This window comes from Caulobacter sp. S45 (assembly GCF_903642205.1).
Taxonomy (GTDB): Bacteria; Pseudomonadota; Alphaproteobacteria; order Caulobacterales; family Caulobacteraceae; genus CAHJWH01.
Genome location: NZ_CAHJWH010000036.1, coordinates 1 through 23,163 on the forward strand (window position 1 = coordinate 1; position 23,163 = coordinate 23,163).

22 protein-coding genes and 1 pseudogene are annotated in these 23,163 nt (G+C 66.9%); 8 read left to right on the forward strand and 15 right to left on the reverse strand.

The features are described 5' to 3' along the window. Nucleotides 1-5: 5 nt before the first annotated feature. Nucleotides 6-818 carry a class III extradiol ring-cleavage dioxygenase gene (locus HUV06_RS05915; protein ID WP_174300351.1) on the reverse strand — a complete coding sequence of 271 codons (813 nt, stop codon included), beginning with the start codon at nucleotides 816-818 and terminating at the stop codon, nucleotides 6-8. A gap of 71 nt (nucleotides 819-889) precedes the next feature. Here HUV06_RS05915 and HUV06_RS16620 point away from each other — a divergent pair. Together HUV06_RS16620 and HUV06_RS05920 are read left to right on the forward strand one after the other, a co-directional pair. Beyond that, nucleotides 890-1,081, forward strand: a pseudogene (locus HUV06_RS16620) (LysR family transcriptional regulator); the annotation flags it as partial. A gap of 36 nt (nucleotides 1,082-1,117) precedes the next feature. Beyond that, a complete protein-coding gene (locus HUV06_RS05920) occupies nucleotides 1,118-1,804 on the forward strand; it encodes a LysR substrate-binding domain-containing protein (protein WP_254600897.1) in 687 nt (228 codons plus the stop codon). A gap of 281 nt (nucleotides 1,805-2,085) precedes the next feature. On the opposite strand, the gene HUV06_RS05925 is transcribed toward HUV06_RS05920, so the two are convergent. The 7 genes from HUV06_RS05925 to HUV06_RS05955 form a co-directional block, all read right to left on the reverse strand. Then, nucleotides 2,086-2,496: a YidB family protein gene (locus HUV06_RS05925; RefSeq protein WP_174300352.1), complete on the reverse strand. Its 411-nt coding sequence runs from the start codon at nucleotides 2,494-2,496 to the stop codon at nucleotides 2,086-2,088. Further along, nucleotides 2,496-2,816 (reverse strand): CsbD family protein, encoded by a 321-nt coding sequence (locus HUV06_RS05930; protein WP_174300353.1) that lies wholly within the window; start codon nucleotides 2,814-2,816, stop codon nucleotides 2,496-2,498. Before HUV06_RS05930 ends, HUV06_RS05925 begins: the two co-directional genes overlap by 1 nt. Nucleotides 2,817-2,820: 4 nt before the next feature. After that, nucleotides 2,821-3,207: a hypothetical protein gene (locus HUV06_RS05935; protein WP_174300354.1), complete on the reverse strand. Its 387-nt coding sequence runs from the start codon at nucleotides 3,205-3,207 to the stop codon at nucleotides 2,821-2,823. Between the two features lie 40 nt (nucleotides 3,208-3,247). After that, nucleotides 3,248-4,024: a YsnF/AvaK domain-containing protein gene (locus tag HUV06_RS05940; protein ID WP_174300355.1), complete on the reverse strand. Its 777-nt coding sequence runs from the start codon at nucleotides 4,022-4,024 to the stop codon at nucleotides 3,248-3,250. A 22-nt stretch (nucleotides 4,025-4,046) separates the two neighbouring features. Continuing rightward, nucleotides 4,047-4,724: an OmpA family protein gene (locus tag HUV06_RS05945; protein WP_174300356.1), complete on the reverse strand. Its 678-nt coding sequence runs from the start codon at nucleotides 4,722-4,724 to the stop codon at nucleotides 4,047-4,049. A 90-nt stretch (nucleotides 4,725-4,814) separates the two neighbouring features. After that, nucleotides 4,815-5,606, reverse strand: coding sequence for a YsnF/AvaK domain-containing protein (locus HUV06_RS05950; RefSeq protein WP_174300357.1), 792 nt, complete (start codon nucleotides 5,604-5,606; stop codon nucleotides 4,815-4,817). Between the two features lie 28 nt (nucleotides 5,607-5,634). Continuing rightward, nucleotides 5,635-6,117, reverse strand: coding sequence for a DUF2382 domain-containing protein (locus HUV06_RS05955; protein WP_174300358.1), 483 nt, complete (start codon nucleotides 6,115-6,117; stop codon nucleotides 5,635-5,637). Between the two features lie 128 nt (nucleotides 6,118-6,245). Here HUV06_RS05955 and HUV06_RS05960 point away from each other — a divergent pair, with 128 nt between their 5' ends. Together HUV06_RS05960 and HUV06_RS05965 are read left to right on the forward strand one after the other, a co-directional pair. Next, a complete protein-coding gene (locus tag HUV06_RS05960) occupies nucleotides 6,246-6,836 on the forward strand; it encodes a type II toxin-antitoxin system HicB family antitoxin (RefSeq protein WP_174300359.1) in 591 nt (196 codons plus the stop codon). Between the two features lie 55 nt (nucleotides 6,837-6,891). Then, on the forward strand, nucleotides 6,892-7,410 hold the full coding sequence (locus tag HUV06_RS05965) for a hypothetical protein (RefSeq protein ID WP_174300360.1): 519 nt from the start codon (nucleotides 6,892-6,894) through the stop codon (nucleotides 7,408-7,410). 222 nt (nucleotides 7,411-7,632) lie between these two features. Here the strand turns inward: HUV06_RS05965 and HUV06_RS05970 are convergent, their stop codons facing one another. From HUV06_RS05970 to HUV06_RS05985, 4 genes are all read right to left on the reverse strand, one after another. Further along, nucleotides 7,633-8,421 (reverse strand): enoyl-CoA hydratase/isomerase family protein, encoded by a 789-nt coding sequence (locus HUV06_RS05970; RefSeq protein WP_174300361.1) that lies wholly within the window; start codon nucleotides 8,419-8,421, stop codon nucleotides 7,633-7,635. Continuing rightward, entirely contained in the window at nucleotides 8,418-8,825 is a 408-nt protein-coding gene (locus HUV06_RS05975; protein ID WP_174300362.1) for a hypothetical protein, read from the reverse strand. The genes HUV06_RS05970 and HUV06_RS05975 overlap by 4 nt, the downstream gene beginning before the upstream one ends. Nucleotides 8,826-8,929: 104 nt before the next feature. Then, a complete protein-coding gene (locus HUV06_RS05980; protein WP_174300363.1) occupies nucleotides 8,930-9,316 on the reverse strand; it encodes a VOC family protein in 387 nt (128 codons plus the stop codon). A gap of 401 nt (nucleotides 9,317-9,717) precedes the next feature. Further along, nucleotides 9,718-11,439, reverse strand: coding sequence for an ATP-binding protein (locus tag HUV06_RS05985; RefSeq protein WP_254600899.1), 1,722 nt, complete (start codon nucleotides 11,437-11,439; stop codon nucleotides 9,718-9,720). A 404-nt stretch (nucleotides 11,440-11,843) separates the two neighbouring features. Between HUV06_RS05985 and HUV06_RS05990 the strand changes: the two genes are divergently transcribed. Together HUV06_RS05990 and HUV06_RS05995 are read left to right on the forward strand one after the other, a co-directional pair. Continuing rightward, complete coding sequence (locus tag HUV06_RS05990; RefSeq protein WP_174300364.1) at nucleotides 11,844-13,295, forward strand: MFS transporter; 1,452 nt, start codon at nucleotides 11,844-11,846, stop codon at nucleotides 13,293-13,295. Nucleotides 13,296-13,328: 33 nt separating this feature from the next. Next, a complete protein-coding gene (locus tag HUV06_RS05995) occupies nucleotides 13,329-14,105 on the forward strand; it encodes an SDR family oxidoreductase (RefSeq protein ID WP_174300365.1) in 777 nt (258 codons plus the stop codon). 21 nt (nucleotides 14,106-14,126) lie between these two features. Here HUV06_RS05995 and HUV06_RS06000 read toward each other — a convergent pair whose 3' ends face one another. Together HUV06_RS06000 and HUV06_RS06005 are read right to left on the reverse strand one after the other, a co-directional pair. Further along, entirely contained in the window at nucleotides 14,127-15,596 is a 1,470-nt protein-coding gene (locus HUV06_RS06000; RefSeq protein ID WP_174300366.1) for an aldehyde dehydrogenase family protein, read from the reverse strand. Between the two features lie 54 nt (nucleotides 15,597-15,650). After that, entirely contained in the window at nucleotides 15,651-16,352 is a 702-nt protein-coding gene (locus HUV06_RS06005; RefSeq protein ID WP_174300367.1) for a TetR/AcrR family transcriptional regulator, read from the reverse strand. A gap of 186 nt (nucleotides 16,353-16,538) precedes the next feature. Here HUV06_RS06005 and HUV06_RS06010 point away from each other — a divergent pair, with 186 nt between their 5' ends. Then, nucleotides 16,539-19,199: a TonB-dependent receptor gene (locus HUV06_RS06010; RefSeq protein WP_174300368.1), complete on the forward strand. Its 2,661-nt coding sequence runs from the start codon at nucleotides 16,539-16,541 to the stop codon at nucleotides 19,197-19,199. A gap of 290 nt (nucleotides 19,200-19,489) precedes the next feature. After that, nucleotides 19,490-21,286, forward strand: coding sequence for an NAD(P)/FAD-dependent oxidoreductase (locus HUV06_RS06015; RefSeq protein ID WP_174300369.1), 1,797 nt, complete (start codon nucleotides 19,490-19,492; stop codon nucleotides 21,284-21,286). Between the two features lie 152 nt (nucleotides 21,287-21,438). Here the strand turns inward: HUV06_RS06015 and HUV06_RS06020 are convergent, their stop codons facing one another. Next, complete coding sequence (locus HUV06_RS06020; protein ID WP_174300370.1) at nucleotides 21,439-22,947, reverse strand: nitrilase-related carbon-nitrogen hydrolase; 1,509 nt, start codon at nucleotides 22,945-22,947, stop codon at nucleotides 21,439-21,441. Nucleotides 22,948-23,163: the final 216 nt, after the last annotated feature.

Below are 23,163 nucleotides of genomic sequence, written 5' to 3' on the forward strand. Positions count from 1 at the left end.
AGCCCTCATCGACTCACGTTCCGCGCTCCTTGGGAATCCCTGCCGGGAGTCAGGGCTTCAGGCGGCTGGTATAAGACGGTCTGGCCCGGCTCGCCGGATGCCGCGCCGGCGGCCACCATCAGTGGAAGCAGATGATCCTCCCTCGGCTGCGCCTTACGGGCGCCGGGCGCCTGCGCCCAGGCGGTCAGAGCACGGTCTCGCGTCGCGCCGTCCGCCATCACGTCGCGCAGCCAGGCGTCGAAGGCCTCGGCGGCCGGATCGGCGCGTCCGCTACCGTCCATGAAGCCGCCCATGTTGTGGTAGCTCTGGCCGCTGCCGACGATCAGCACGCCGTCTTCGCGCAGCGGGGTCAGCGCGCGACCGACGGCGAGATGCGCCGCGGGATCAAGCCCGCGCTGAAGCGATAGCTGGACGGTGGGGATGTCGGCGCGGGGGAACATGACCTTCAGCGGCACGAACACGCCGTGGTCCCAGCCGCGTGAGGTGTCTGAGCCGGTTTCGATTCCGGCCGCGCCGAGCAGGTGTCGGATCCACGCCGCCAGGGGCGGATCTCCGGGGGCCGGCCAGGTCAGCTGATAGGTATGGGCGGGAAAGCCGCCGTAGTCGAACAGCAGCAGTGGGATGGCGGCGGCGTTGACCGTCGGGCGCGGTTCTTCCCAATGGCCGGAGATCACGAGGATGGCGCGCGGCCGCGCGTCCAGCGCGTCGGCAAAGCCGCGCAGATAGGTCTCCAGCTCGCTCCACATGTCCCGCATCGGACCGGGGTCGAGGAAGAAGCAGGGGCCACCCCCGTGATTGATGAAGTAGGTCGGCTGCATGCGACCGATGTAGCGCCGGCGGCCACCTTTCGGGAGCGATCAAATTGTGATCGTCTCCATCAGTATGGAAGATGGGTGGTGATCGGCAATCTCAGCCTCGATCAGCTGCGCGTGCTGGTGGCGATTGCAGAAACGGCGGATTTTCCGCCGCGGGGCGCAAGCTCGGACGGGCGCAGTCGGCGATCAGCCAGGCGATCGCGACACTGGAGTCGACGCAGGGCGTCGCGCTGTTCGACCGTAGCGGACACCGGCCCCGGCTGACCGATGCAGGGCGCGTCCTCGTCGACCAGGCCGGGCTTGTGCTGGCCAGCGTCGCGCGCTTCGAGGCGGTGGCGGCGGGGACGCGACAGGGGCTGGAACCCGAACTGGCGCTTGCAATCGACCCGCTGGTTCCGACGGCGCCGCTGATCGACAGCCTGAGCGCGCTCAGCCAAACCTATCCCGCCCTGCCGGTCAGTTTTTCGACCGAGGGCCTGGGCGGCTCTCTGCGGCGGCTGCAAAGCGGATCGGCTGCGCTGGCGATCTGCCTGCTGCTGCCGGGCTTCCCTGAGGACATCGCCGCCTACCCGTTGATGCGGATCGCCATGCAGCCAGTGGTCGCTCCCGGCCATCCCCTGGCCTCGCTGGGGCGTCCGGCTACACGCGGGGACCTGGAGCCCCACGTCCAGCTCGTGCTCTCAGATCCCGTGGATCCCCGCGGCCCGTCCTATGGCCTGGCGAGCGCGCGGTTATGGCGCTTCGTGGACCTCGGGAGACGGCTCGACTTCCTGCTGGCGGGCTTTGGATGGTGCCGCATGCCGGAGCATCTCATCGCATCTCATCTTGTGGAGGCGAAGCTGGTTCCGCTTCGGATCAAAGATGATCCGACACCTGGCGAGGGCCTGACGATCTACGCAGCCCACCGGCGGGACATCACCCTCGGCCCCGCCGGCCGCTGGCTGCTGGAAAGGCTGAGACAGCGCCTAGCCGAGCCGCCAACGCCCTGAGAAAGTCCGTCACCGGAGGCGATCCCAGACGTCTTCTCTGAAAGTTGCCGGTCTCGGCCACCTCAGGGAACCCAACGCCAACCAAGTCCTCCGCCTCGACCAGGGCCGCCGTAGAAATCCTCGACAAGCTCGCCAGACTGCCTGCACCTTCCGTCTCAGTCAGTGCACCAGCGGGTCCACGCCGAAACGCGAGGACGGCCACCTTCGGCTTGACAGCGATCAGTGGCGTGCCTGGTGCATTTGGCCTGACGACACCCTGCCGGTCTTCCTTGAGCAGGAGATCAGCCCGCCTGCCCGGTGAAGTGGGAGATCAGGCTCTGCAGCTCGCCTCCGCCGGCTGGCGCTTGGCCGCCTGGGCTGAGGTGGTCCAGGATCATCGGCAGGAACTGGGCGATGTGGCCAGCGGCCTGGTCCGGCGTGACGCCGAGCTGGCCAGCGACCTGGCCGACCGCGTCCGGACCCAGCGCGCCTTGCACCTGGTCAGGCGAGACGGGCTGGTTCTGTCCGCCGCCAAGCCACGACTGAGCCACTCCGCCCAAGCCGGAGCCCTCGAACTTCTGGAGGATGCCCCCGACGCCGCCGGGTTGGCTCTGCAGCATTTGGGCGACCGCGCCCATGGCGGCAGGGTTCCCTCCCCCACCGCCTTGCCCGCCGACTCCGGCGGCTTGTTCGAGACTGTCGAACAGGCCCATCACCGCACCTCGCTCGGCTTCACGTGCTTCACGTAGACGATCTTGCGCTTGCTCCGTCCGGAGGCGTGGCCGATCAGGAGCCCAGTTCCAAGCGCCGCGCCCATAGCCATCCAAGGCTTGGACTTGGCGTACTCGGCGATGTCTTCCAGCGCGCCCTGGAGCTTTTCCTGACCTTGGCCGTAGGCGTTCTGGAGCTGGCCCTTGGCCTGATCCAACTGGCCTGAGGCCTGGGTGGAGGGATTGTCGGTCAACTTGCCGGCGACCTCCTTGACCTTGCCCTTCAGGCTTTCGCCCGCGCCTTCGATCCTGTCTTCGCTCATGGTCTCATCTCCTCTTTCCACGGCCGCGACGGTCGTGCTTGTCTGGACGGTGTTCCAGCCGCCACTGCAGAATGACGTCGGCCAGGACGCCCGTCAGCGCGGCGCCCACGCTTAGAGCTTGCTGCATCGTGTTCTGATCAAAGCGACGAGCCTTGGGGTCGTGCGGAGCCGGCCTTTTCTTGGCCAGCTGGATCAAGACGACCGCGAGCACGGCGATGAGCATGATCGCCCCGAGCGAGGTGAGGGCCGCCGAGGCTGCGGCGGACAGGGAGGTCCGCAGGAGCGCATAGAGGCCGTAAGCCGCAGAGATCACCGCCACGCCGGCCGCAACGGCCAGCGCGACGATCCCCACCACCTCGAAGGTGGCCCGTTGGAGTAGCTGCTTCAGCATCGGGCGTCCTTCCAGCTCATGCTCGCCTCCCCTCGTGGCCCTACACCTGCGGACGTGTCGTGGGCTTGGGGCTGATCTCGTCCACCTCGACCTCGGTATGACGCACGGTGTCGCTGACGGTCTCCACCCGCTGGCCGGCTTCCTTGTGGACGCTCAGCTCCTCGACGATGCGAGCCTCCTTGCCGACCACCACCTCCTCGGACGTTTCGGTCAGTACCAGGGCGCGCTCTTGGAACAGGCTGTCGATGTCGGCGACCTGCGTGTTCACCGCCCGGCGCTCCACGTCGACCCGCTCCTCCCGCAGCGAGACGCTCTCTTGGACGGGGGTCTCTACCGTGTAGGCGCGCACTCGTACGTTCCCGCGATCCACCTGGCGCTTGCCGACAACCAGCTGCTCCTCAACCACAGGAATGACCTCGTCCGCCGCGGCTGTGGCGGCTACAGGAGCGGCCACAGGCGGGACGAACCCGCTGGCGCGCAGCTCCCGCTCGCGGTCGACCATGTCCACGGCGTTGGAACCTTCAAGGATCTGGTGGACTCGGGGAGCTTCGGCGTCGTCGCAGTTGACAGTCAGGAGGTATCCACCGCGGCGGAGCGCCTCCTCATAGATGTGGCGGTCCTGCTTGGGCGGCGCGACGCCGCCCTTCTTACCCCAGAAGGCCGGGTTGGACTCGTCGGAATACGCGTGGCGATCAAACCCATTGCTGCTCTGGCTATGCAGGTCGTGGTCGAGGTCGATGATGCCGAGCTCTTCAAGCCTGGCCTGCATGGCTTCGGCATCGGCTTGTTTGTCGTACAGGGCGGTGAAGGTGTGCATGAGAAAGCTCCTGTGAGACGGCTTACTTGGCGAGGACGGTCAGTTCGGTGCGGCGGTTCTCCGCACGTCCCTGGCTGGTGGCGTTCGTATCGACCGGATTGCTTGCGCCGCCTGTGGCCGTCTTGATGCGGTCGGCGGCGACACCTTGGGCTTGCAGCGCCTGGGCCACGGACTGCGCACGCGCCGCCCCGAGCTGGGTGTTATGCGGGTCCGTCCCCGTGGAGTCGGCGTAGCCGTTCAGCTGCACCCTGGCCTTCGGATAGGCGGTGAGAATCTGCGCCAAAGCGCCGACCGTGGCCTGGGCGCCGGACGGCAGGCTCGCCGAGTCTGTCGCGAAGTTCAGGTTCCCGAAAGTGAAAGTCTGGGGCGTAGGGGCGCTGGAGGCCAAGTAACGCTGCAGGTCGTAGTTCAGCGTCTTGGGCTCAAGGCCGACAGTCTTGCCGTTCGGAAGCGTGACCTGCTCGACAGCCACAGGCGGTGTTGCAGCGGATGATGGGGTGTTGGTGACCGTGGTGGTCTCGGTCGTGTTGGTCGTCGTGGCCTGATCTTTGTGGCCGCAGCTGCGCAGCAGCAGGAACAACAGGGCGAGCAGAACAAGCGCTGCGATCAGCCAAGCCAACCAGCCCAAACCTTTCTTCCTGGCGACGGGCGTCACCTTGGAGGTGCCGTGGACGTCTCGATTAGGATCGGTGTTGGTCATGCTCTCCAAGCCCTGGTCAGCTCGTGCGCGGCGCGCCGTTGACGGATCGAAGGGAGGCGGGGCGCGCCTCGGAGCGCCCCGCCCGATGTGTCAGACCCGCTGGGTCGGCGTGGTCTGGGCTACGCCGCCTTCGACGCGCTCGACGTCGACTTCGGTGCGCCGCACGGTGTCGCGCACTTCCTCGGTGCGCTGGCCGACGTCCTTGCGGACCGCGATCTCCTCTGTGACCACCGCCTGCTTGCCGACCACGGCCTCTTCGCCGGTCGCCAGCACCTCGATCGAGCGGTCGCGGAAGGCGTCATCACCTGCCCCGACGGCCCGGTTGACCGGCCGCCGCTCGATACCGACCGTTTCTTCGCGCAGCGTAACCTGCTCGCTGACCGGCGTGGAGACGATGTAGGAGCGGACGCGCACGCCGCCGCGCTCGACTTCGCGCTTGCCGACCACCAGGCGCTCTTCGGCCACCTGGATGACGTCGTCGGTCGCGCCTGAGCTACGGTCAGCGGTCATTGCGCCAGCCGTGGATGCGCCAGTCCAGCCCGCCGTGCGCCACTCGCTCTCCTGCCGGTCCAGGTCGATCGCGTCGCTGCCCTCAAGGACCTGGATCGCGCGATCCGTCTCGTTGTCCTGAACGGTGGCGGTCAGCAGGACCTGGCCGCGGGTGAGGCCCTCGGCATAGGCGTGGTGATCCTCATGGGCGCCGAACATGCCCTTCAGGCTGTCGACAAAGCCCTTGTGTCCGCCGGTGCTTTGGCCGCCGGCGTAGGCGTCTTGATCCTGGATGTCGATTTCGTTTGCGGGGATGCCGATGTCGACCAGGCGGTCACGCGTGGCCTTGGCCGATGCGCGCGAGCTGAACAAGGCGGTAAGAGCGCGAGGCATGATATATCCTTTCAAGGTGTTGAGGGGATCAGCTGCGTTGCACGTCGGCGTGCATGACGCGCAACGTGACGTCACGTTCGACAGGCTCGAGCGTGGACGTTCGGGTTATGCGCAATTCCTCCCTGAGGAACATGCGCTTGACGAGGACTTCCTCGACCACGGGGACGATCAGGACTCCGTCCTCTTCGCGTGATTGGGGTTGGACCTCGACGAACTGGTTGATCGGCACGCGCTGGACGTCGACGACCGTCTTGCGGATCGTGTCGTCGACATGGACCACGCGCTGCTCGATGTGCGTAGAGACGCGAACAAGGCCGGTCGTGACCTCCTCTTTGCTGACAACCGGGCGCTCCTCCACGATGGGGATCACCAGACCGTCTTGAGGCCGCTCGACTGAGTTCATGGGCGTCCAGATGTGGAGGAATACGGGAGGGGTTCTGCCTGTCTGTCGTCGACGCACGAAGACGTCGTGGCGGCGCTTGGCTAAGGAAAGCGTCTGCGGTGCGCCCATGTCGTGCCGCTCATCGAGGCCTCCGTCCGTTCGTCACCGTCACCCAGCCATGAACCGCTAAACCGCTCGCGTGTTCCGGTAGGGCGAGTATTTTTACACATGGCGCCTTCACGGCCGAGCGAGCAATCATGAGCACCGTCGTCCACGCCCTCACCGTTGAGGAGGAACCCGCTGCAGGACATGTTGGACACTTTCGAGAATTCCCGGGCATCAAAGTCGAAGCCCGCACTCTTTCGGTCCTGGCAGGGAGGGCCCGGGAGGCCCTCCTGGCTGAGCTTCAGCGGCTCCAGAAGGAGGGCCTCGACTGGCCTGCGGCGGCAGAGAGTTCCGACATCAAGGCCTGGACGGCGGCGGGTGAAATGCTGGTGCTGATCGAGGTCAAGGTCGAGGACGTGCCGCTTCGGGTCAACATCACCGTGGGGGAGAGGCTGCTGAAACGTCTGGACGCCGCCGCCCAGGCCGGCGGGATGACCCGCTCGGGTTTCATCTCCATGGCCGTGCGCGACCGGCTCGGCGACGAGCCGGAGGACGGCCCCCTGCTGAGCCGCCTGGCGAGCGAGCTGGGGCGCATCGGCGGCCGCGTGAGCGAGGCGGTCGGGCCGAAGTCAAACCTCGGTCGGCTGATCGACGAGGTGGATCAGCGGGCGCTGGATGGCTGGCGTGACTTGGCCGATCGCTTCTCCAGCGCCAAGGGTGACGGGGATGAACCACCCCAATGAGCTGCGTCCTCGTGCCTGGACCTCGGCTCAACCTGCTCGCCCCCCGGGTCGCCCGATGTTGACGCGCGAGGACGTCGCAAAGCTCGGAAGCGCGACCCAGGCGTCGGCTGTCGGACGCGGCGAGCGTCGCCTGGAGGAACAATGTGCGCTGGCGACCGCTCAGGACGCCCGCATCATCATGATCCTAACGACGGCTGTAGCGTTGGCGGCGCTCGCCGCCGTCTTCGCGGCGGGAGCGCTCTCGCTTCCAGGCCGTCCCGTGGCCGTGCTCGCTGCGGCCTTGGTCGCCCTGGTCGGGTTCACCTTCGTGTCCGGGTTCGCCCTCGTTGCTATCAGATCACGCCGATTTGAGACATCAGGGTCTACTCCTGCTGATGTCGTCAAAGACTGTGCTTTCGAAGACCCGAAAATGCATCATGTCCTCTGGATTTGCGAATTGGACCGGCGCGTGACCATCAACGAGGTCATCCTGGAGAAACGCAGATGTTGGTTGACCTGGGCGGCATGGATCTTTCTACTTACTCCGCCTTATGCCTTGGTCGTCGGGTTCTTGGCCTCTCAGCTGAAGAGCTAGCCTCCAGCTGTGGACAAAGCGCCACCCTGACTCGCTCACCTCATCGACTACAAGGCTGCTCTCCACCTGGCCGCCGCCTTGGCGGGGGCGCTTCGGAGACCCTCCTGGACCGCTGAATACCAGTTCCGCATCCTGGGCATGAGCGTCGCGGAGACTCGCAAGGTCCGCCTGACGAACGAACTGAAAGGCGGCGGAGCCTGGGACGCGACGACTTCCACCGGCTTAGCGGAAGCGCGGCGGCCTTCGGTTCAGGAAAGCCTCGACGCCTTCCTTGAAGTCATCGCCCTGCGTCGCCTCGACGAACGACGCCAGGCTCTCCTCGGTCTCCACTGGCGCGCGCCCGTGGCCGAGGCTCCGCAGCATCGCCTTGGTCTGGCGCAAGGTGAAGGGAGATCCCTCCAGGATGACGCCCATCCGACGTGAGAGCTCCAGCTCGAACCGGTCCGACGGAAGGAGCTCGTCCACGAGCCCGATGTCCAGGGCCTCGGACGCGCCGATGGCCTCGGCGGTGTAGATCAACCTCTTGCTACGAGCCGGGCCGACGGCGGCCGCCAGCCTGTGCAGGTCGCTTCTGAGATAGAGCGCGCCCAGCTTGGCGGGGGTAATCGCGAAGCTGGCGTCCTGCGTTGCTAGGCGCAGGTCGCCGGCCAGCACCAGGGCCAACGAGGCGCCGTAGCAGACCCCCTCGATGGCCATGACGACCGGCTTGGACGCCGCCTCGACGGCGTGCATGGCATCGGCCATCGCCCGGCCGTAGGCTGCGGCCGCCGCGGCGTCGGACCTCAGCGCGCCGAACTCGGCGATGTCGTTGCCGGCGCCGAAGTGGCCGCCTGCGCCCCGCACCAGGACGAGGCCGACCGCAGCCTCCCGCTCCGCCGCCGCGATCAGGGCCGGCAGCGCGCGCCAGGTCCGAAGCCGCATCGCGTTGCGCTTGTGCGGCCGGTCGAGCACGAGCGTGGCGACAGGACCGCGGACCTGGAGCGAAACGCCGTCGCCGTCTGAAGCCGTCATAGCTGTCGGAGCGGCGGCGGCAGGGCGTCAGCCTTCCCGTTGAGCACGTTGGCCGATGTGACCTTGCACTGCACCCCGCAGATCCGGCGCGTGACGTCCTCGACGTTCAGGTGCGTCACCGGCGCGTCCTCCTGGCGGTTGTAGGGCGAGTAGGCGATGGTCTTCTTGGCTATGCTCTCCAAGAAGACCTCAAGCGCATGCTCCGCCATGCCCACCGCATTGCCCGTGCCCACCAGGATCGAACGCTTGAGCCCCCTTGCAGAGCATGGGGGCCTGCGCGCCGAAGGGGTCGCCGAGCTCCAGGACGTGCCGTTCATGTCGCTGTAGCCGGGCGTCACGCTCCTGCCGGCGGCTTGCGCCTGCTCCGCGCCGACAGGGACGTCCGGATCCGGACCCCTATTCAACCGCCGGCAATCTGCCGCGTGGAGCGAGGCGCGGCGCAACCGAGTTTGCCGGTACGAACCCTTGGCGCCCTGGCGTCGGCGCCGCAGCCCTCGGAGAGGCTGGCCTAACCTTTCTTGGGCTGCCAAAGCTCGATCTTTGTGCCATCGGGGTCCTGTATCCAGGCAAACCGGCCAAAGGCGTCATTGTCGTCGCGCTTCAGGATGGGGACGCCCTTCGCGGTCACCCGCGCGATGATCGCGTCCATGTCATCCACCGCAAAGTTGATCATAAACTCCCGCGTCGAGGGGCTCAAATAGTCACTGGAGTCCGCAAAGGCCGTCCAGGACACCTTGGGGGGATGGCCTGGCGCATCGAAGGGCAACGCCGCTCCACCCCATGGCTTGACCTCAAGGCCGAGGACCTCGCGATACCATTGCGCAAGAGCCTTGGGATCCTTGCTCTTGACGAAGACGCCTCCCACGCCGGTGACGTGACCTGGTTGCTCAGCCATGACGGACCCCTGACACGTGAGCGCAAACGCAAACGCCAAGACAGTAACTCGCTTGAGCGGCATCGGTCATCCTTTTCAAGTCCCGCGCTGATCTATCCGGCTGCGATGCCGCAGGCCTGAGTGTAAGGCGGCGTCGCCGCAGCACCATGGGTGAACTTTTGCTACAGCACTCCGATGGTGAACACCTCGCGCCAAGTCGCTTCGCTGCATACGGCCGCTGGATCGTCGGTTGCGGAAACCGAAGTGGACCGCGGCGACCGCAAGGACTACCTTGTCCTTCCTTCCCGTGTGGCCAAATATGTGAGTCTGAGGCCCCCATCAACTGCTGAGCCGGTCTTGATGAAGTCCTTCGTGAGCAGGCGGGGACTGAGGCGGGCTCGTCTGAGCCGCCATGACCCTGGCTAGCAAGCGGCCGCCACGCTAGGTCGTGCAGGCGGATGCGCTTTGGCTTGCAGCTGCTCGCCGGCGAGCGCCCGCTCAAGCGCTGCGAAGAGCTCGCTCACTTCGATGGGCTTAGCTATATGGCCGTCCATTCCCAGCGCGATATATCTCGCGACCTGATCGGGCATGGCGTTTGCTGTCAGCGCCAGGATTGGAGTGCGGCGGCCGCCGCGTTCAAGCTCAAGCTCACGAATCCGCTTCGTCGCCGTTGGGCCATCCAGGCGCGGCATCTGGACATCCATAAGGATCAGGTCCCATTCCGCCCGCTGCCAGGCTTCAACGGCTGCGATCCCGTCATCCACGACCACGGGGTTGATGCCCGCCTGCTGCAGCAGCGTCTTTAGCACAAGTTGATTGACGGCGTTGTCCTCGGCGGCCAGCACACGCAATGGCGTCTGGAAAGCTAAAGAGGAGAGAACGGGAGTCGGCGCGCCCATGGCCGTTGAAGAGTCCTCTTTGACCTGCTCCAAAGGCGCCGACAGGGTGAAGCGGGATCCTTCCCCAGGCTGACTTTCGACGAGGATGGAGCCGTTCATCGCCTCGGCGAGATGGCGGCAGATCGCCAAGCCGAGACCGGTTCCGCCGAAACGTCGCGTGGTCGAGGCGTCAGCCTGAGTGAACTTTTCGAAAAGCCTCTTCAACGCTTCGGGCGCGATGCCCAGACCCGTGTCGGCGACCCGCAGTGTCAGGACGCCGTTCCGCCAGGATACGACAACACCAACCTCGCCCTCCTCGGTGAACTTCAGCGCGTTGGAGATCAGATTAGACATGATCTGACGCAGTCGGACGGGGTCTCCGCGGTAGGTTCCCTGGGCATCGTGCAGATCCAGGGGAAAGGATAACCCCTTCTTGCTGGCCAGACCGGTGAACGCCGCATGTGCGCCGTGAGCAAGCTCGCTCAAGCTGAACTCAACGGTTTCAAGCTCAAGCTTGCCGGCCTCGATCTTGGACAGATCGAGAATGTCGTTCAGTATGGTCAGCAACGCCTCGCCAGACTGCCGAACGATCTCCAGCCGCGTCCGCTGCCTAGGAAGAAGCTCGTCCGCCGCCATGGCCTGCGCCATGCCGAGCACCCCGTTGAGAGGCGTCCGGATTTCGTGGCTCATGGTGGCCAAGAACTGGCTCTTCGCAGCATTCGCCGCCGCCGCCGCTCGCTCGCCTTCCGCCGCCTTCTGCCGGGCGTCGACCAGCTTGTCGCGATCCGCAATGATCTGCCGGCGAGACCCGGCGAGGAAATTCACCAGGCAAATGAAGACGGCCGCCAGGGCGACGATCGGAAGGATCGACCCGTGAGAGATGCCGAGGCTGTCGACAGCCACATAGGCGATAGCAACGACGATCGGGGCGAGAAACAGCGCGAGGAGCCCTGTGTGCGGCGCAAACCTCAGCAGCGTATGGGTTCCACTGACGGCGGAGATCACGACAGCGCAGAAGCGGGAGACCGGGTCCGCTTGGGTCCACAAGGCGGCGCAGATGAAGGCCGTTGTCGCGGTGTTGACGAAATTGGCCAAGACAAGACAATGAACCGGCCACCCCGTCGTCTTCCTTCCCTGGTCGACAGGAACAGATTTGACGACCGCGTTGATCCAGACGCCCATCACGCAGACAGTGGCGAACCAGAGCGTCGCAAAGACAGGCCCGAGGACACAGCCTACGACCACGGCGATGGCGGAAGCGTGCAAGAAGCGCGCTGTCGCATTTCGCGATGTGGTCGCAAGCAGAGCGATCGGTGCGAGGCCTTCGTCCGAACGGTCTCGTTTCGTAGCTTCTGACGCCGCCATCCCCAATGATCTTCCGCCCGATCTTTTGAGGCAGTTTGACCATCAGAGCTTAATACGGTTGCAACGTCGCCTTCAGCTGAGGCGGCTACATCGCCGCAGGGAAGGGCGATCTTACGATCAGCAAGACCGCGGTCGACACGAGCTGTGACACGGTGCGGGCCTGTCGGTGGAGCTTACCGACCGAGCGGCTTGGGTTTGCGGCCTGACTGGCGGGCGGGGATGCTGACACGGGGGCTTGTCTCGCTTAGACGATCCCTGCACAACGCGGATATCAGCCGCCGAGACGCTGAGAAGGCGGAGGTTCAATGGGCGCGCGCGACCGGTTGCCAATCGGAGCTCTCGCCTGGTCCCTGTTCGAGGGCGCGCGCAATCCGTTCGTGGTCCTGGTCACCATCTACGTCTTCATGCCCTACTTCTCGAGCGTGGTGGTGGGCGACCCGGTCCGAGGGCAGCAGGCGGTCGCCACCTACGGTCAATGGTCGGGCCTGATCGTCGCGCTGAGCGCGCCTTTCCTCGGCGCAGCCGTGGATCGGATCGGACGGCGCAAGCCGATGCTGCTCCTGGTTACAGGCCTGATGGTCCCGCTGATCTGGAGCCTTTGGTGGACGCGGGCGGATCATCGGGGACTGTCGGTCGGGGCGGTCATCGTCATCGCCGCCGCGATCAACATCCTGTTCGCCTATAGCGAGGTGTTGCACAACTCGATGCTGGTAGGGGCGGCGGGTGTGCGGCGCGCTCATTCGGCCTCCGGGCTGGCGCTGGCGCTCGGCAACCTGATCTCGGTGTCGGTGCTGGTCTTCGTGCTGTGGGCCTTCGTGCTGCCGGCCGCCATTCCGGGCTTCGTGCCTCACCATCCCCTGTTCGGGCTGGACCCTCGCCAGCATGAGCCGTCGCGCATCGTGGCGCCGATCGCCGCCGTCATCCTGGCGCTCGGCGCCTTGCCTCTCTTCTTTCTGACGCCCGACGCACCGTCGACCGGCCTGCCGCTCGGCCAAGCGCTCGCAGAGGGCGCCCGCTCGATGAGGACCATGCTGAGCCACCTCAAGGGCCGGCGCGACGCCACAGTCTTCCTGCTGTCGCGCATGCTCTACATCGACGCCATGACGGGCGTTCTGCTGTTCTCAGGCGTCTACGCCGCCGGGGTGATGCACTGGGCTGTGCTGCAGCTGCTGGCCTACGGCGTGCTCCTGAGCGTGCTGGCGGTTGCGGGCGGATTTCTGGGCGGCGTCATGGACCATCGCCTGGGTCCCAAGCGCGCCGTGCAGATCGAGATCGGCATCACGGCGATCGGGCTCCTGGCCCTGATCGGGATAGCGCCAGACCGGATCTTCTATCTCTGGCACGTCGCGCAGGCCCGGCCCGTGTGGAACGGTCCGATGTTCCGCACGGCGCCTGAACTCGTCTACCTCGCCCTCGCAGCGGGCCTCTCGATCTTCATCACCGCCTCCTACGCGTCCAGCCGCACGCTGCTGACCCGGCTGACGCCGCCCGAGGAGACCGGGACCTTCTTCGGCCTCTATGCGCTGTCCGGCACCGCCACCCTCTGGATCGGCTCAGCGCTGGTGCTCCTGGCGACCCGCCTCACCCATACGCAGCAGGCCGGTTTCCTGGCGCTCGCCGTGCTCATGACGCTCGGTTTCATCGGGCTGCTGTTCGTGCGAGGCGGCGGTCGGACGATCACGGCGACCCTGCAGCCGGAAGAGATCGAGGCGGCCGCGTCCACCTGGACCTCGCCGGTCCCGTCCACGCGGCCCTAGCGCCGCCTCAAGTCAACAAGGAAGGGTCGACGCATGACGACAGCCGAACCCCGGCGCTGCATCTTCATAACCGGCGCGGCCTCGGGCATCGGGCGCGCCACGGCCCTGCTTTTCGCTGAGCGCGGTTGGTTCGTGGGCGCCTTGGACGTCGACGAGACGGGCCTGGGCACGCTGCAGGCGGAGAGCCAGATCGGTCTTGCCCGGCGCCTGGACGTCACTGACCCTCAGGACTACCGCGCCGCCGTGGCCGCCTTCGCCGAGCACACCGGCGGACGGCTCGACATCTTGTTCAACAACGCCGGCATCATCGCCAGCTCGCCCTTGGACGAGGCGCCTTGGGAGGCGGTGGAGCGGCTGCTGCGCATCAACCTCTTCGGCGTGATGATCGGCATGCAGACGGCCCTGCCGCTGCTGAAGGCCACGCCGGGCTCGCTCTGCTTTTCCACCTGCTCCGCATCGGCCATCTTCGGCTCGGCCAACCTGACCGCCTATTCAGCCAGCAAGCATGCGGTGAAGGGCCTGACAGAGGCGCTCTCCATCGAGCTGAAGAAGCACGGCGTACGCGCCGCAGACGTACTGCCGGGCATCGTGGATACCGCCATGCTGCCGCCGGAGACCCGCGCCATGCTCCCCCCCGACGGTCCCTGGCGGCTCGTGACGCCGCGCGAGGTGGCCGAGGTTGTCTGGCGCGCCTACGACGAGGACCGGATCCACTGGTACGTGCCCCCAGAGCTCAAGGACTTCCACCTGATGGCGGTGTCTGAGCCGGAGAAGGCGCGCGACTACTTCATCTCGCTAGGACGGGGCTGATGCGGCGACGGCGGCGGCGGCTCACCCCGCCGCTCCACCCGTGAGGACGTGCTGCACGATGGCCTCGGCCTTGGCGTAGGGGGCGAAGAAGGCGTCGACCTGGTCGCCTTCGCCCCGCACCACCACGCCGCGCGGGTTGGAGAACTCGCGGAAGCCCTCGATGCCGTGGTGGCGGCCCATGCCGCTCATGCCCACTCCGCCAAAGCCCAGCGATGGCAGCGCGCCCTGGAGTGCGCAGGCGTTCACCGACACCCCGCCCGAGGTGGTGGAGGCGAGCACGTGCTCCACCGTCGCCTGGTCGTGGCCAAAGACATACAAGCCGAGCGGCCGCTCGCCGCCGTTTATCAGGTCCAGCGCGCCCTGGAGGTCGTCGTAGGGCACGACCGGAAGGATCGGCCCGAAGATCTCCTCCTTCATGATCCGGAGCTCCGGATCGGGGTCGAGCACCAGGCGCATCGGCATGCGGCGGGTGGCGCGGTCGGCCGGTGCGTCGGGACCGAGCGTCACGATGCGGCTCTGGTGGTCGCGCACCTCCTGCAGCAGCTCTTCCTGGCGGTCGAGGTGACGCGCGGTGATGATGCCCGTGCAGTCGGGGCCGGCGGCGTAGTCGGGCGCGGCCTCGGCCATGAAGGCCTGGGCGAGGTCGGCGAAGCGGTCCATGTCGCCCCTGGGCACCAGCGCATAGTCCACCGAGACGCACATCTGGCCGTTCTTGACGATCTTGGTGCCCACGATGGTCTTCACGGTCTCCGCGTCGATGGCCCCCGGCAGGACGATCGCGGGGCATTTGCCGCCGAGCTCCAGCGTCACGGGCGTGAGGTTGCGGGCCGCGGCCGCCATGACCTGCCGGCCGACGCCGGGGCTGCCGGTGTAGAGCAGGTGGTCGAAGGGCAGCTCCGTAAAGGCGCGCGCCAAGTCCAGCCCGCCCACGGCCACGTAGACGAGGTCCGGGCTGAAGTGCTCGGCGACCATCTCGCGCAGCAGGGCGGCGCAGCCGGGCACGTATTCGGAAGGCTTGAGTATCACCCGGTTGCCGGCCGCCAGCATCTCGACCATCGGCCCGACCCCGATGTCGAAGGGAAAGTTCCAGGGGATCATGTTGCCCACCACGCCCTTGGGCTGCATCTCGATGTAGGCGTGGGCGGTGCCGAACAGGCCGGCGTCCATCGGGCGGTCCTGGGGCGCGGTCCAGGCCTCCAGGTTCTCCAGCACGTATTGGACCCGGCCCACCACGGCCAGCGTCTCGATCAGGTCGGCGGCGCCTGTGGGGTGGGACCCGAAGTCCTGCGCCAGGGCGGCGCTGATCCGCTCGCGGTTGGCGAGCATCATCGGCGCGATCCGGCCGACGCGCTCGCGGCGGACGTCCAGGCTCGGCCGACGGTCGGCGGCGAAAGCGCGGCGCTGGACCTCGAAGGCCGCCTTCAGATCGGCGATGGCCGCCGCGTCGTCGCCGGAGGCGAGGGCCTGCGCGGGCTCTTGCAGGATGGACATGGTCGGCTCCCTAGCGCCGCGCACGATGACAAGGCGGGTTGTCCGCTCCTAGCATCACTCCGCCGGGGCGGCCACGCGCTTTCGGAGACGGGGAGGCGCGGCTGTGCGAGTCAAGGCCTGTGGATCGCCCCCGGCGATATGGCCCGCCACCAGTCCGTAGATCTGCAATATGGTGTCGGCGACCGAGCCGACCGGTTCGGCATAGCCGCTCGTCGTCCAGGCCTGGGCCACATGGAGGCCGCCGCCGATCGCGCCCCGCAGAAGCAGGCGCGGCGGGTCGACATGGGGCCCAGGACCGTTGGCCAAGAAGTCCACAAGCAAGGCTGCGAAGCGATCAAGGCTAGCGGATACCAGTGCATCGGCCCTTGCGCTGACACTTGACATCTCGATCAGAAAGACCCGCGCCGCCGCCGGCTCGACTTGGAGATGAGCTAGATACTCAAGGACGCCGGCGCGCACCCTTTCCATAGGAGCGCCCCCGCTCTGCAGCCCAGCTCGGCGTACCCGCGACAGCAGCCTGTCGACCGCCTCCTGGAAACAGGCGCAGAGCAGGTCCTCGCTGTTGGAGAACGACTCGTAGAAGTAGCGCTCCGTCAGCCCCGCCACATCGCAGACCACCTTGACGGTGGAGTTGCGGTAGCCCCGCTCGCCATAGACCTTCACCGCCGCATCGACCAGGCGACGCCAGCGTTCGGATCGCCGTTCCTCGACGGTCTTGCCGCCGATCCTGCGGGGTGTCGCCGCGCCCTGAAGCATAAACCTTCTGTGGCGTCAGACGACCGCGGCTGCAAGAGCGCTGGGCCATCGCCGCAGCCGCCCGTCCCGCTTCCAACTGACACAGCTTAGTGTCATCAGGCTTGCGGCGGGCTACGGATTGGAGATAGCGTCGAGCGACAAACAGGACGGCGCATTCAAGCCTGCCTGGCCATACGGGGGGACGACATGTCCATAAGCGTACGCCTGCGGACCACCGCATCGATCCTGGCCCTGGCTACGGCGGCCCTGGCGGGCCAGCCCGCCCAAGCTCAAGACTCTACGCAGCCCGCCCCGGCGGGCGCCGGGACTTCCACCCCCGGAACGACCGGGGTGGCGGCTTCGCAGAGCACGACCGCGCCGGGTCCGACGGCTCCCGCCGGCGCAGGAGGCCAGACCACCTCCTCGACGTTCACGGTCGACACCATCGTGGTCACCGCCCAGAAGCGGAAGGAGAACCTGCAGGACGTTCCTGTGGTGGTGACTGTCATCAATAAGCAGCTGCTGCAGGACAGCGGCGTGCAGGACGTCAAGGACCTGCAGAGGGTGGTGCCCGGCCTTACGGTGACCTCCGACACTTCCGACGCCACCACCACCGCCCGCATCCGCGGCATCGGCACGGTAGGCGACAACCCGGGGCTGGAGCCCTCGGTCGGCATCGTGATCGACGGCGTCTACCGGCCGAGGAACGGCGTGGGCTTCAACGATCTCGGCGACGTGGACCAGATCGAGGTGCTCAAGGGGCCCCAGGGCACCTTGTTCGGAAAGTCGACCTCTGCGGGCGTGATCAACATCACCACCGCCGAGCCGACCTTCAAGTACGGCGGCGCCGCGGAGCTGACGGCTGGCAACTACAACGCCATCGGCGGCTCGGCCGAGGTGCATGGCCCCCTGCTCGGCGACCAGCTCGCCGGCAGCTTCTACTTCGCCGACCGCCAGCGCGATGGCTTCCAGTCCGTGGTGACCGGCCCGGGTCCGCGAACGCGCGACGACGACCAGAACCAGGACTTCTACACCGCCCGCCTTCAGCTGCTCTACAAGCCCAACAACGATCTGTCAGTGCGGGTCATCGGCGACTACACTCATCGGAATGAGGACTGCTGCCTGGCCGTGGTCTATCGTGAGAGCCAGCCCTTCGGCGCGGCGACGGGCGCGCTGAACACCCAGGCGCTGGTGGCGGGGCTGGCCGGCGCCTATGGCGGCGAGCCGCAGACGCCCAACCCCTACAACCGCGTCACCTATGCCGACCAGAACGATCCGGAGAACAATGTCGACGAGGGCATCTCCGTGCAGGTCGACTACAAGGTGCCCCAGCTGAACGGCAGCCTGACTTCCATCACCGCCTATCGCAACTGGAAGCTCTACACCTCTCAGGACCCGGACTTCACCAACCTCGACATCCTCGACCGAACCAGCGGCGACGAGAACAGCGAGCAGTTCCAGGATTTCAGCCAGGAGCTGCGCTTCGCCGGCACGTTCCAGAAGCTCGACTTCCTGGTCGGCGGCTTCTACGCCAACGAATACCTGCGGGAGAACGAGCAGCTCCTGTTCGGGACCGGCTACGACCCGCTTATCAACGAAGACATCAGCGCCTCGGCTTTGGGCACTCCCATTCCCACTGCTCTGCAGCTATTCTTCGGGCCGAACGCCCAGTATCCGGCTGGCCAGGGCGACGTCGACAAGTATCGGCAAAGGACCGACACCTACTCCCTGTTCACCAACGAGACCTACCACTTTACCCGCAAGTTCGACATCAACATCGGTGCGCGCTACACCATCGACAACAAGGTCGACAACAGCCTCAACCAGAACACCAGCCCGTCCGTCGGCGGCGCGTGTGACGCCATCATCAACACGCCACTGGGCCGCAGCCTGGGCCAGTCGCTGCTGAACACCGTCTGCCTGCCCATTGCGGAGTCGGCCTTCAACAACTTCGCCAACCATCAGGCGGAATCGACATCCAACACCTCGGGCACGGTGAAGGGCGTCTACCGCTGGAACCCGGAGCTTCTGACCTACATCTCCTACGCCAAGGGCTTCAAGGCGGGCGGCTTCAACCTGGACCGGATCAGCTGCCCCACCGCCGGGGGCCCTTCGGTAGACGGACCATGCCCCACGGTTAACGGCGCCGCCAACGGCCTAGTGGTGTCCACGAGCCCCGTCACCAACACCTTCTTCAAGCCGGAATACTCCGACTCCGCCGAGGTGGGCGCCAAGACGACGCTGCTTGACCGCAAGCTCCTGCTGAACGCGACCCTGTTCTATGAGAAGTTCTCCAACTTCCAGGACAACACCTATAACGGCCTGGTGTTCGTGGTGGACTCCCTGCCCTACGTCTACAGCAAGGGCATCGACACCGACTTCCTCTACCGCCCGACGCGCGACCTGAACTTCCAGGGCGGCCTGACCATCGCGAACACCCGCTTCTCCCACAGCGACACCGGCGCGCTGCTGAGCTCGGGCTATCTCGGCACGCCGGGCGAGCGCCTGCCCTTCGCACCCCAGTATTCCGCCTCCCTAGAGGCGACCTACACCTATCACCTGCCTCGTGAGCTCTATGCGCGCCTCAACCTCGGGGCCAAGTACAATTCCGACTACAGCAGCGGTTCCGACGAGGATCCCCGCAAGCTGCAGGCGGCCTACACCGTCACGGATGGCCGCATCGTGTTCGGCCCGGAGAACCGCGCTTTCGACGTGGAGTTCTTCGTGGAGAACATGTTCAACACCTACTACGTCCAGTCCAGCTTCAACGCACCCGGCCAGAACGCGCCGACCGACGCCACCGGCCTGGTGGACGCCTTCCTGGGCGCCCCACGCACCTTTGGCGCCACCGTGCGCGCCAAGTTCTAGAGCGCAGGGAGGAGTGCCAGCAGCCGTTCACGCACGGCCGCCGATTTTCCGTCCGTCGGTCGTGCGCACCCGCCGCCATGATCGACCGATTGCAGATCGCCTCTTCACCCGGGCGACACCTCGCCCGCGGCCCTTCTCGGCGCCGCGGGCGAGCATTTTCTACTTGTACCCGCTCGACGGGCCATCGCTTGGGTCCGTGCGCGTGTGAGGACCGCTTACCACCTGTCGTTGCAACACCTCCGACGCTTCCACCAGGGAATGCACGGAGCGCTCGCCCATAGGACGTCGTGATGGCTCTAACAGATCAGTCCACATCGACCGCAAGGCCGGATTTCGATCTTCTTCGCCAGCGCTACCGCGAAGAGCGCGACCGCCGTACGCCCTCCGATGCCGGCGAGCGCCGCTATCTCGACATCGAGCAGGGCTTCTCCCACCTCCTGGACGATCCCTATGGCGAGAGGGTGGAGCGCGCCGCGCTGGACGAGGACGTGGACGTGCTGGTGGTGGGCGGAGGTTTCGGCGGCCTGCTTACCGCCGCGCGGCTGCGCGACGCCGGGGTGGAGCACATACGCATCGTGGAGTCGGGCAGCGACTTCGGCGGCACCTGGTACTGGAACCGCTATCCCAACGCCGCCTGCGATATCGAGTCCTACATCTACTTCCCGCTGCTGGAAGAGACCGGCTACATGCCGGTGGAGCGTTACTCCAAGGCGCCGGAGATTCGCGCCCACTGCCGCCGCATCGCCGAGCGCTACGGCCTATACGACAGGGCCGCCTTCTCCACACAGGTGAAGTCGCTGGCGTGGGACGCCGGCTCCGCCCGCTGGGCCGCGAAGACCGACCGACAAGATGAGATCCGGGCGCGCTTCGTGGTCCTGACCACCGGGCCCCTGAACCGTCCCAAGCTCCCCGCCATCCCAGGCATCGAGACCTTCGCCGGCCACAGCTTCCACACCAGCCGCTGGGACTATGACTACACCGGCGGGAGCGAGACGACGCCCATGGACCGGCTCGGCGACAAGCGCGTGGGCGTGATCGGCACCGGGGCGACCAGCATCCAGTGCGTGCCCCCGCTCGCCAAGGCCGCGCAGCACCTGTACCTGTTCCAGCGAACGCCCTCCTCCGTCGACGCCCGCGACAACAGCCGCACCGATCCTGAGTGGTGGGCCGACCTCAAGCCCGGCTGGCAGCAGGAGCGGCTGGAGAACTTCACCGCCCAGTTCACCCAGGACCTGCCGCCCAACGACCTGGTGCACGACGGCTGGACCGTGCTTGCCCGCGCGGTACGCGAGAAGTTCGTCGCCGCCAAAGGCGCGGCGGACCCCGGCGCGCTCTTGGAACAGGCCGACCTGGAGAAGATGGCCGACATCCGAGAGCGCGTTTCGCGCATCGTGGAGGATCCGGCGACGGCGGAGGCGCTGAAGCCCTGGTTCAGCCTCTACTGCAAGCGGCCTTGCTTCAGCGACGAGTACCTGCAGAGCTTCAACCGATCCAACGTCACCCTGGTGGATACGGCGCCTCGCGGCGTGGAGCGGATCACGTCCACAGGCTTGGTGGCCAAGGGCGTGGAATATCCGCTGGACTGCCTGATCTTCGCCACCGGCTTTGAGACCTCCACCAGCTACGCCAAGCGCTCGGGCATGGAAATCCATGGCGTCGGCGGGGTCTCGCTGACCGACCGCTGGGCGGCGGGCATGTCCACGCTCTATGGCCTTCAGACCCGGGATTTGCCGAATCTGTTCATCGTCAGTCAGGCTCAGGCGGGCATGTCGCCGAACTTCCCACACATGCTGAGCGAGCAGACCCTGCACATCGCCCACATCGTCGAGCAATGCCTGGCGCGCCACATCGACAGCGTGCAACCGACCGCCAAGGCCGAGCAGGACTGGGTCGCCACCATCGTCCGCCTCGGCGAGAGCCGGCGCAAGTTCATCGAGGCCTGCACCCCCGGCTACTACAACAACGAAGGCAGGCTCTCCGACGCCGAAGCCCGCAGTGCGCCTTTCGGCGGCGGCGGCATCGCCTTCATCAAGCTGCTTCGCCAGTGGCGCGAACAAGGGGACTTCTCCGGTCTAGAGGTGAACTGATAGCCTCGATCATGGCTATGCGCAGGACTGGCGGGGCGACTCCCCGGCCTGCAAGCGGACGGCGCTTTCGACCGCTCGCAGTGCTGCTATGTGTCGTCGATTGAGGGCCCATCGGCTCGTGGACGGGCGGTTCGGTTTGATCGAGATCGTCCTTACGCGCGTTTCGCCCTGTCCGTGCGGGTGCGCTCACCCGCGTCGGCGTTTGGGCGCGCGCGCATCCAGATCAGCATGAGGACGGCGCAGAAGGCTGCTGTCCAGCCGAACAGGTCGCCAACCCGAGAATAGACCGTACTATGCGCTGTTGCGGCCAAGCGTAGGGTGTACCGCAGCACCGTCGGCGCGGAACCGCTCCGAGCCTCGACCAGGATACGCCCGAACCGGTCGCTGACGCTGGACACGCCGTCTCGGGTCGAGCGAGCGATGGCGAAGCCGCTCTCGACGCCGCGCAAGGCGGTCAGCCGGTCGCTCATCCAGCCATCCCGGACGAAGTCCCAGGCAGGAACGAGCATAAGACCGGCGCCCTGGAGGGCGTTCTCGCGCCCGAGGGCGGGGAAGTGCATGTCCTTGCAGATCGCAACGCCTGCCCGCCCCCCTCCGATCGAGGTCAGGAGGAGGCGTGAGCCAGGACGATCGCGGGCCTCCAGCCCAGGAACCAGATGGCGCTTGTCGTACCAGGACACCCGGCCATCGAGTCCCGCCACCAGAGCCCTGTCGGCATAGTGGCCGGCCTCGTCACGCGCCTCGACGCCGACCAGGATCGTCTCCGCATGCGCCCTCGCCACGGTGGCGACCTGGAGAGCGGCGGCATTGGCGGCGGAAGCGGAGAGCAGGGCGATCCCCTCCGGCAGGACGATGGCGGCGCCCGGAGACGAGCTGGCCTCGACGGCGGGCGCGTAGGCCGCCCAGACCGCCCCCCAGCTTCGCGGCTCGCCGGCGAACTGGTCCGTGACGACGAGCCGGACGGGAATGGAGCGCCCGTCCGCCGGCGAGGCGAGACGCAGCATGCCGAACACCAGCACCCCGCCCCAGATCGCGGTCACCAGGGCGGCGGCGATGACGAGGTCGCGCGCGTCCAAGATGGCCCCCATCAGCCGGCCGACCACCAGGCCCCCCAGGGCGCCTGCGCAAGACACCATGAAGACGATAGCCGGAACGCCGCCCAGCGCCGCCACCTGGATCACGGGCAGGGCGTCCATCTGGCTGTAGGCCAGGCTGCCGTAGCTCCCATGGGGCGAGACGGCCAGCACGACGGTCTCGATCCCGGCGGCGAAGGCCGGCCAGGCGAACACGGCGCCCCACGCGGGCAGTCGCCGGGCGCTGCGGACGGCCAGGGTGACCATGCCGCTCCAGAACCAGACGCGGGCGAGCAGGATACCGACAGCCACGGGCCAGCCGGTTACCGAGGTGTAGTAGCCGAAGGTGGTCGAGCCTGCGATGAGGCCGGCAAGGGCGCCGAGCCGCCGCGGCCATGACGGCTGACCGTTCAGGGCCGCTGCGATCACCGGGACCGGCGCGACCCAGGCCGCCCACCAGAGCGGGTGCAGCGAGTAGGCCAGCGCCAGCAGGCATCCTGACATCAGGGCCATCGCGACCGCCGCCCAGACGGGAAGCGGCGCGGCGCGCACCTGTGAGGATGGGAAGGCGAATGCGATCGACGTCATGAGGCGGCCTCGCCGGAGTGGTGGTCCCAGTCAGCCGGAAGACACGCCGGTCCGCCATCGCGCATTCGCCAGCGGGCGAACGGCTGCGCGAACGGGCGCGCGGGCGAGTTGCGGGCGCAGATCGCAGACGGCAGAACGGGGCCATGCGGATGGCGGGAATGATCGGACGCCCTGAGACGTGGGCCCGCAGGTTGAGCTGGGCTACGGCGATCGGCT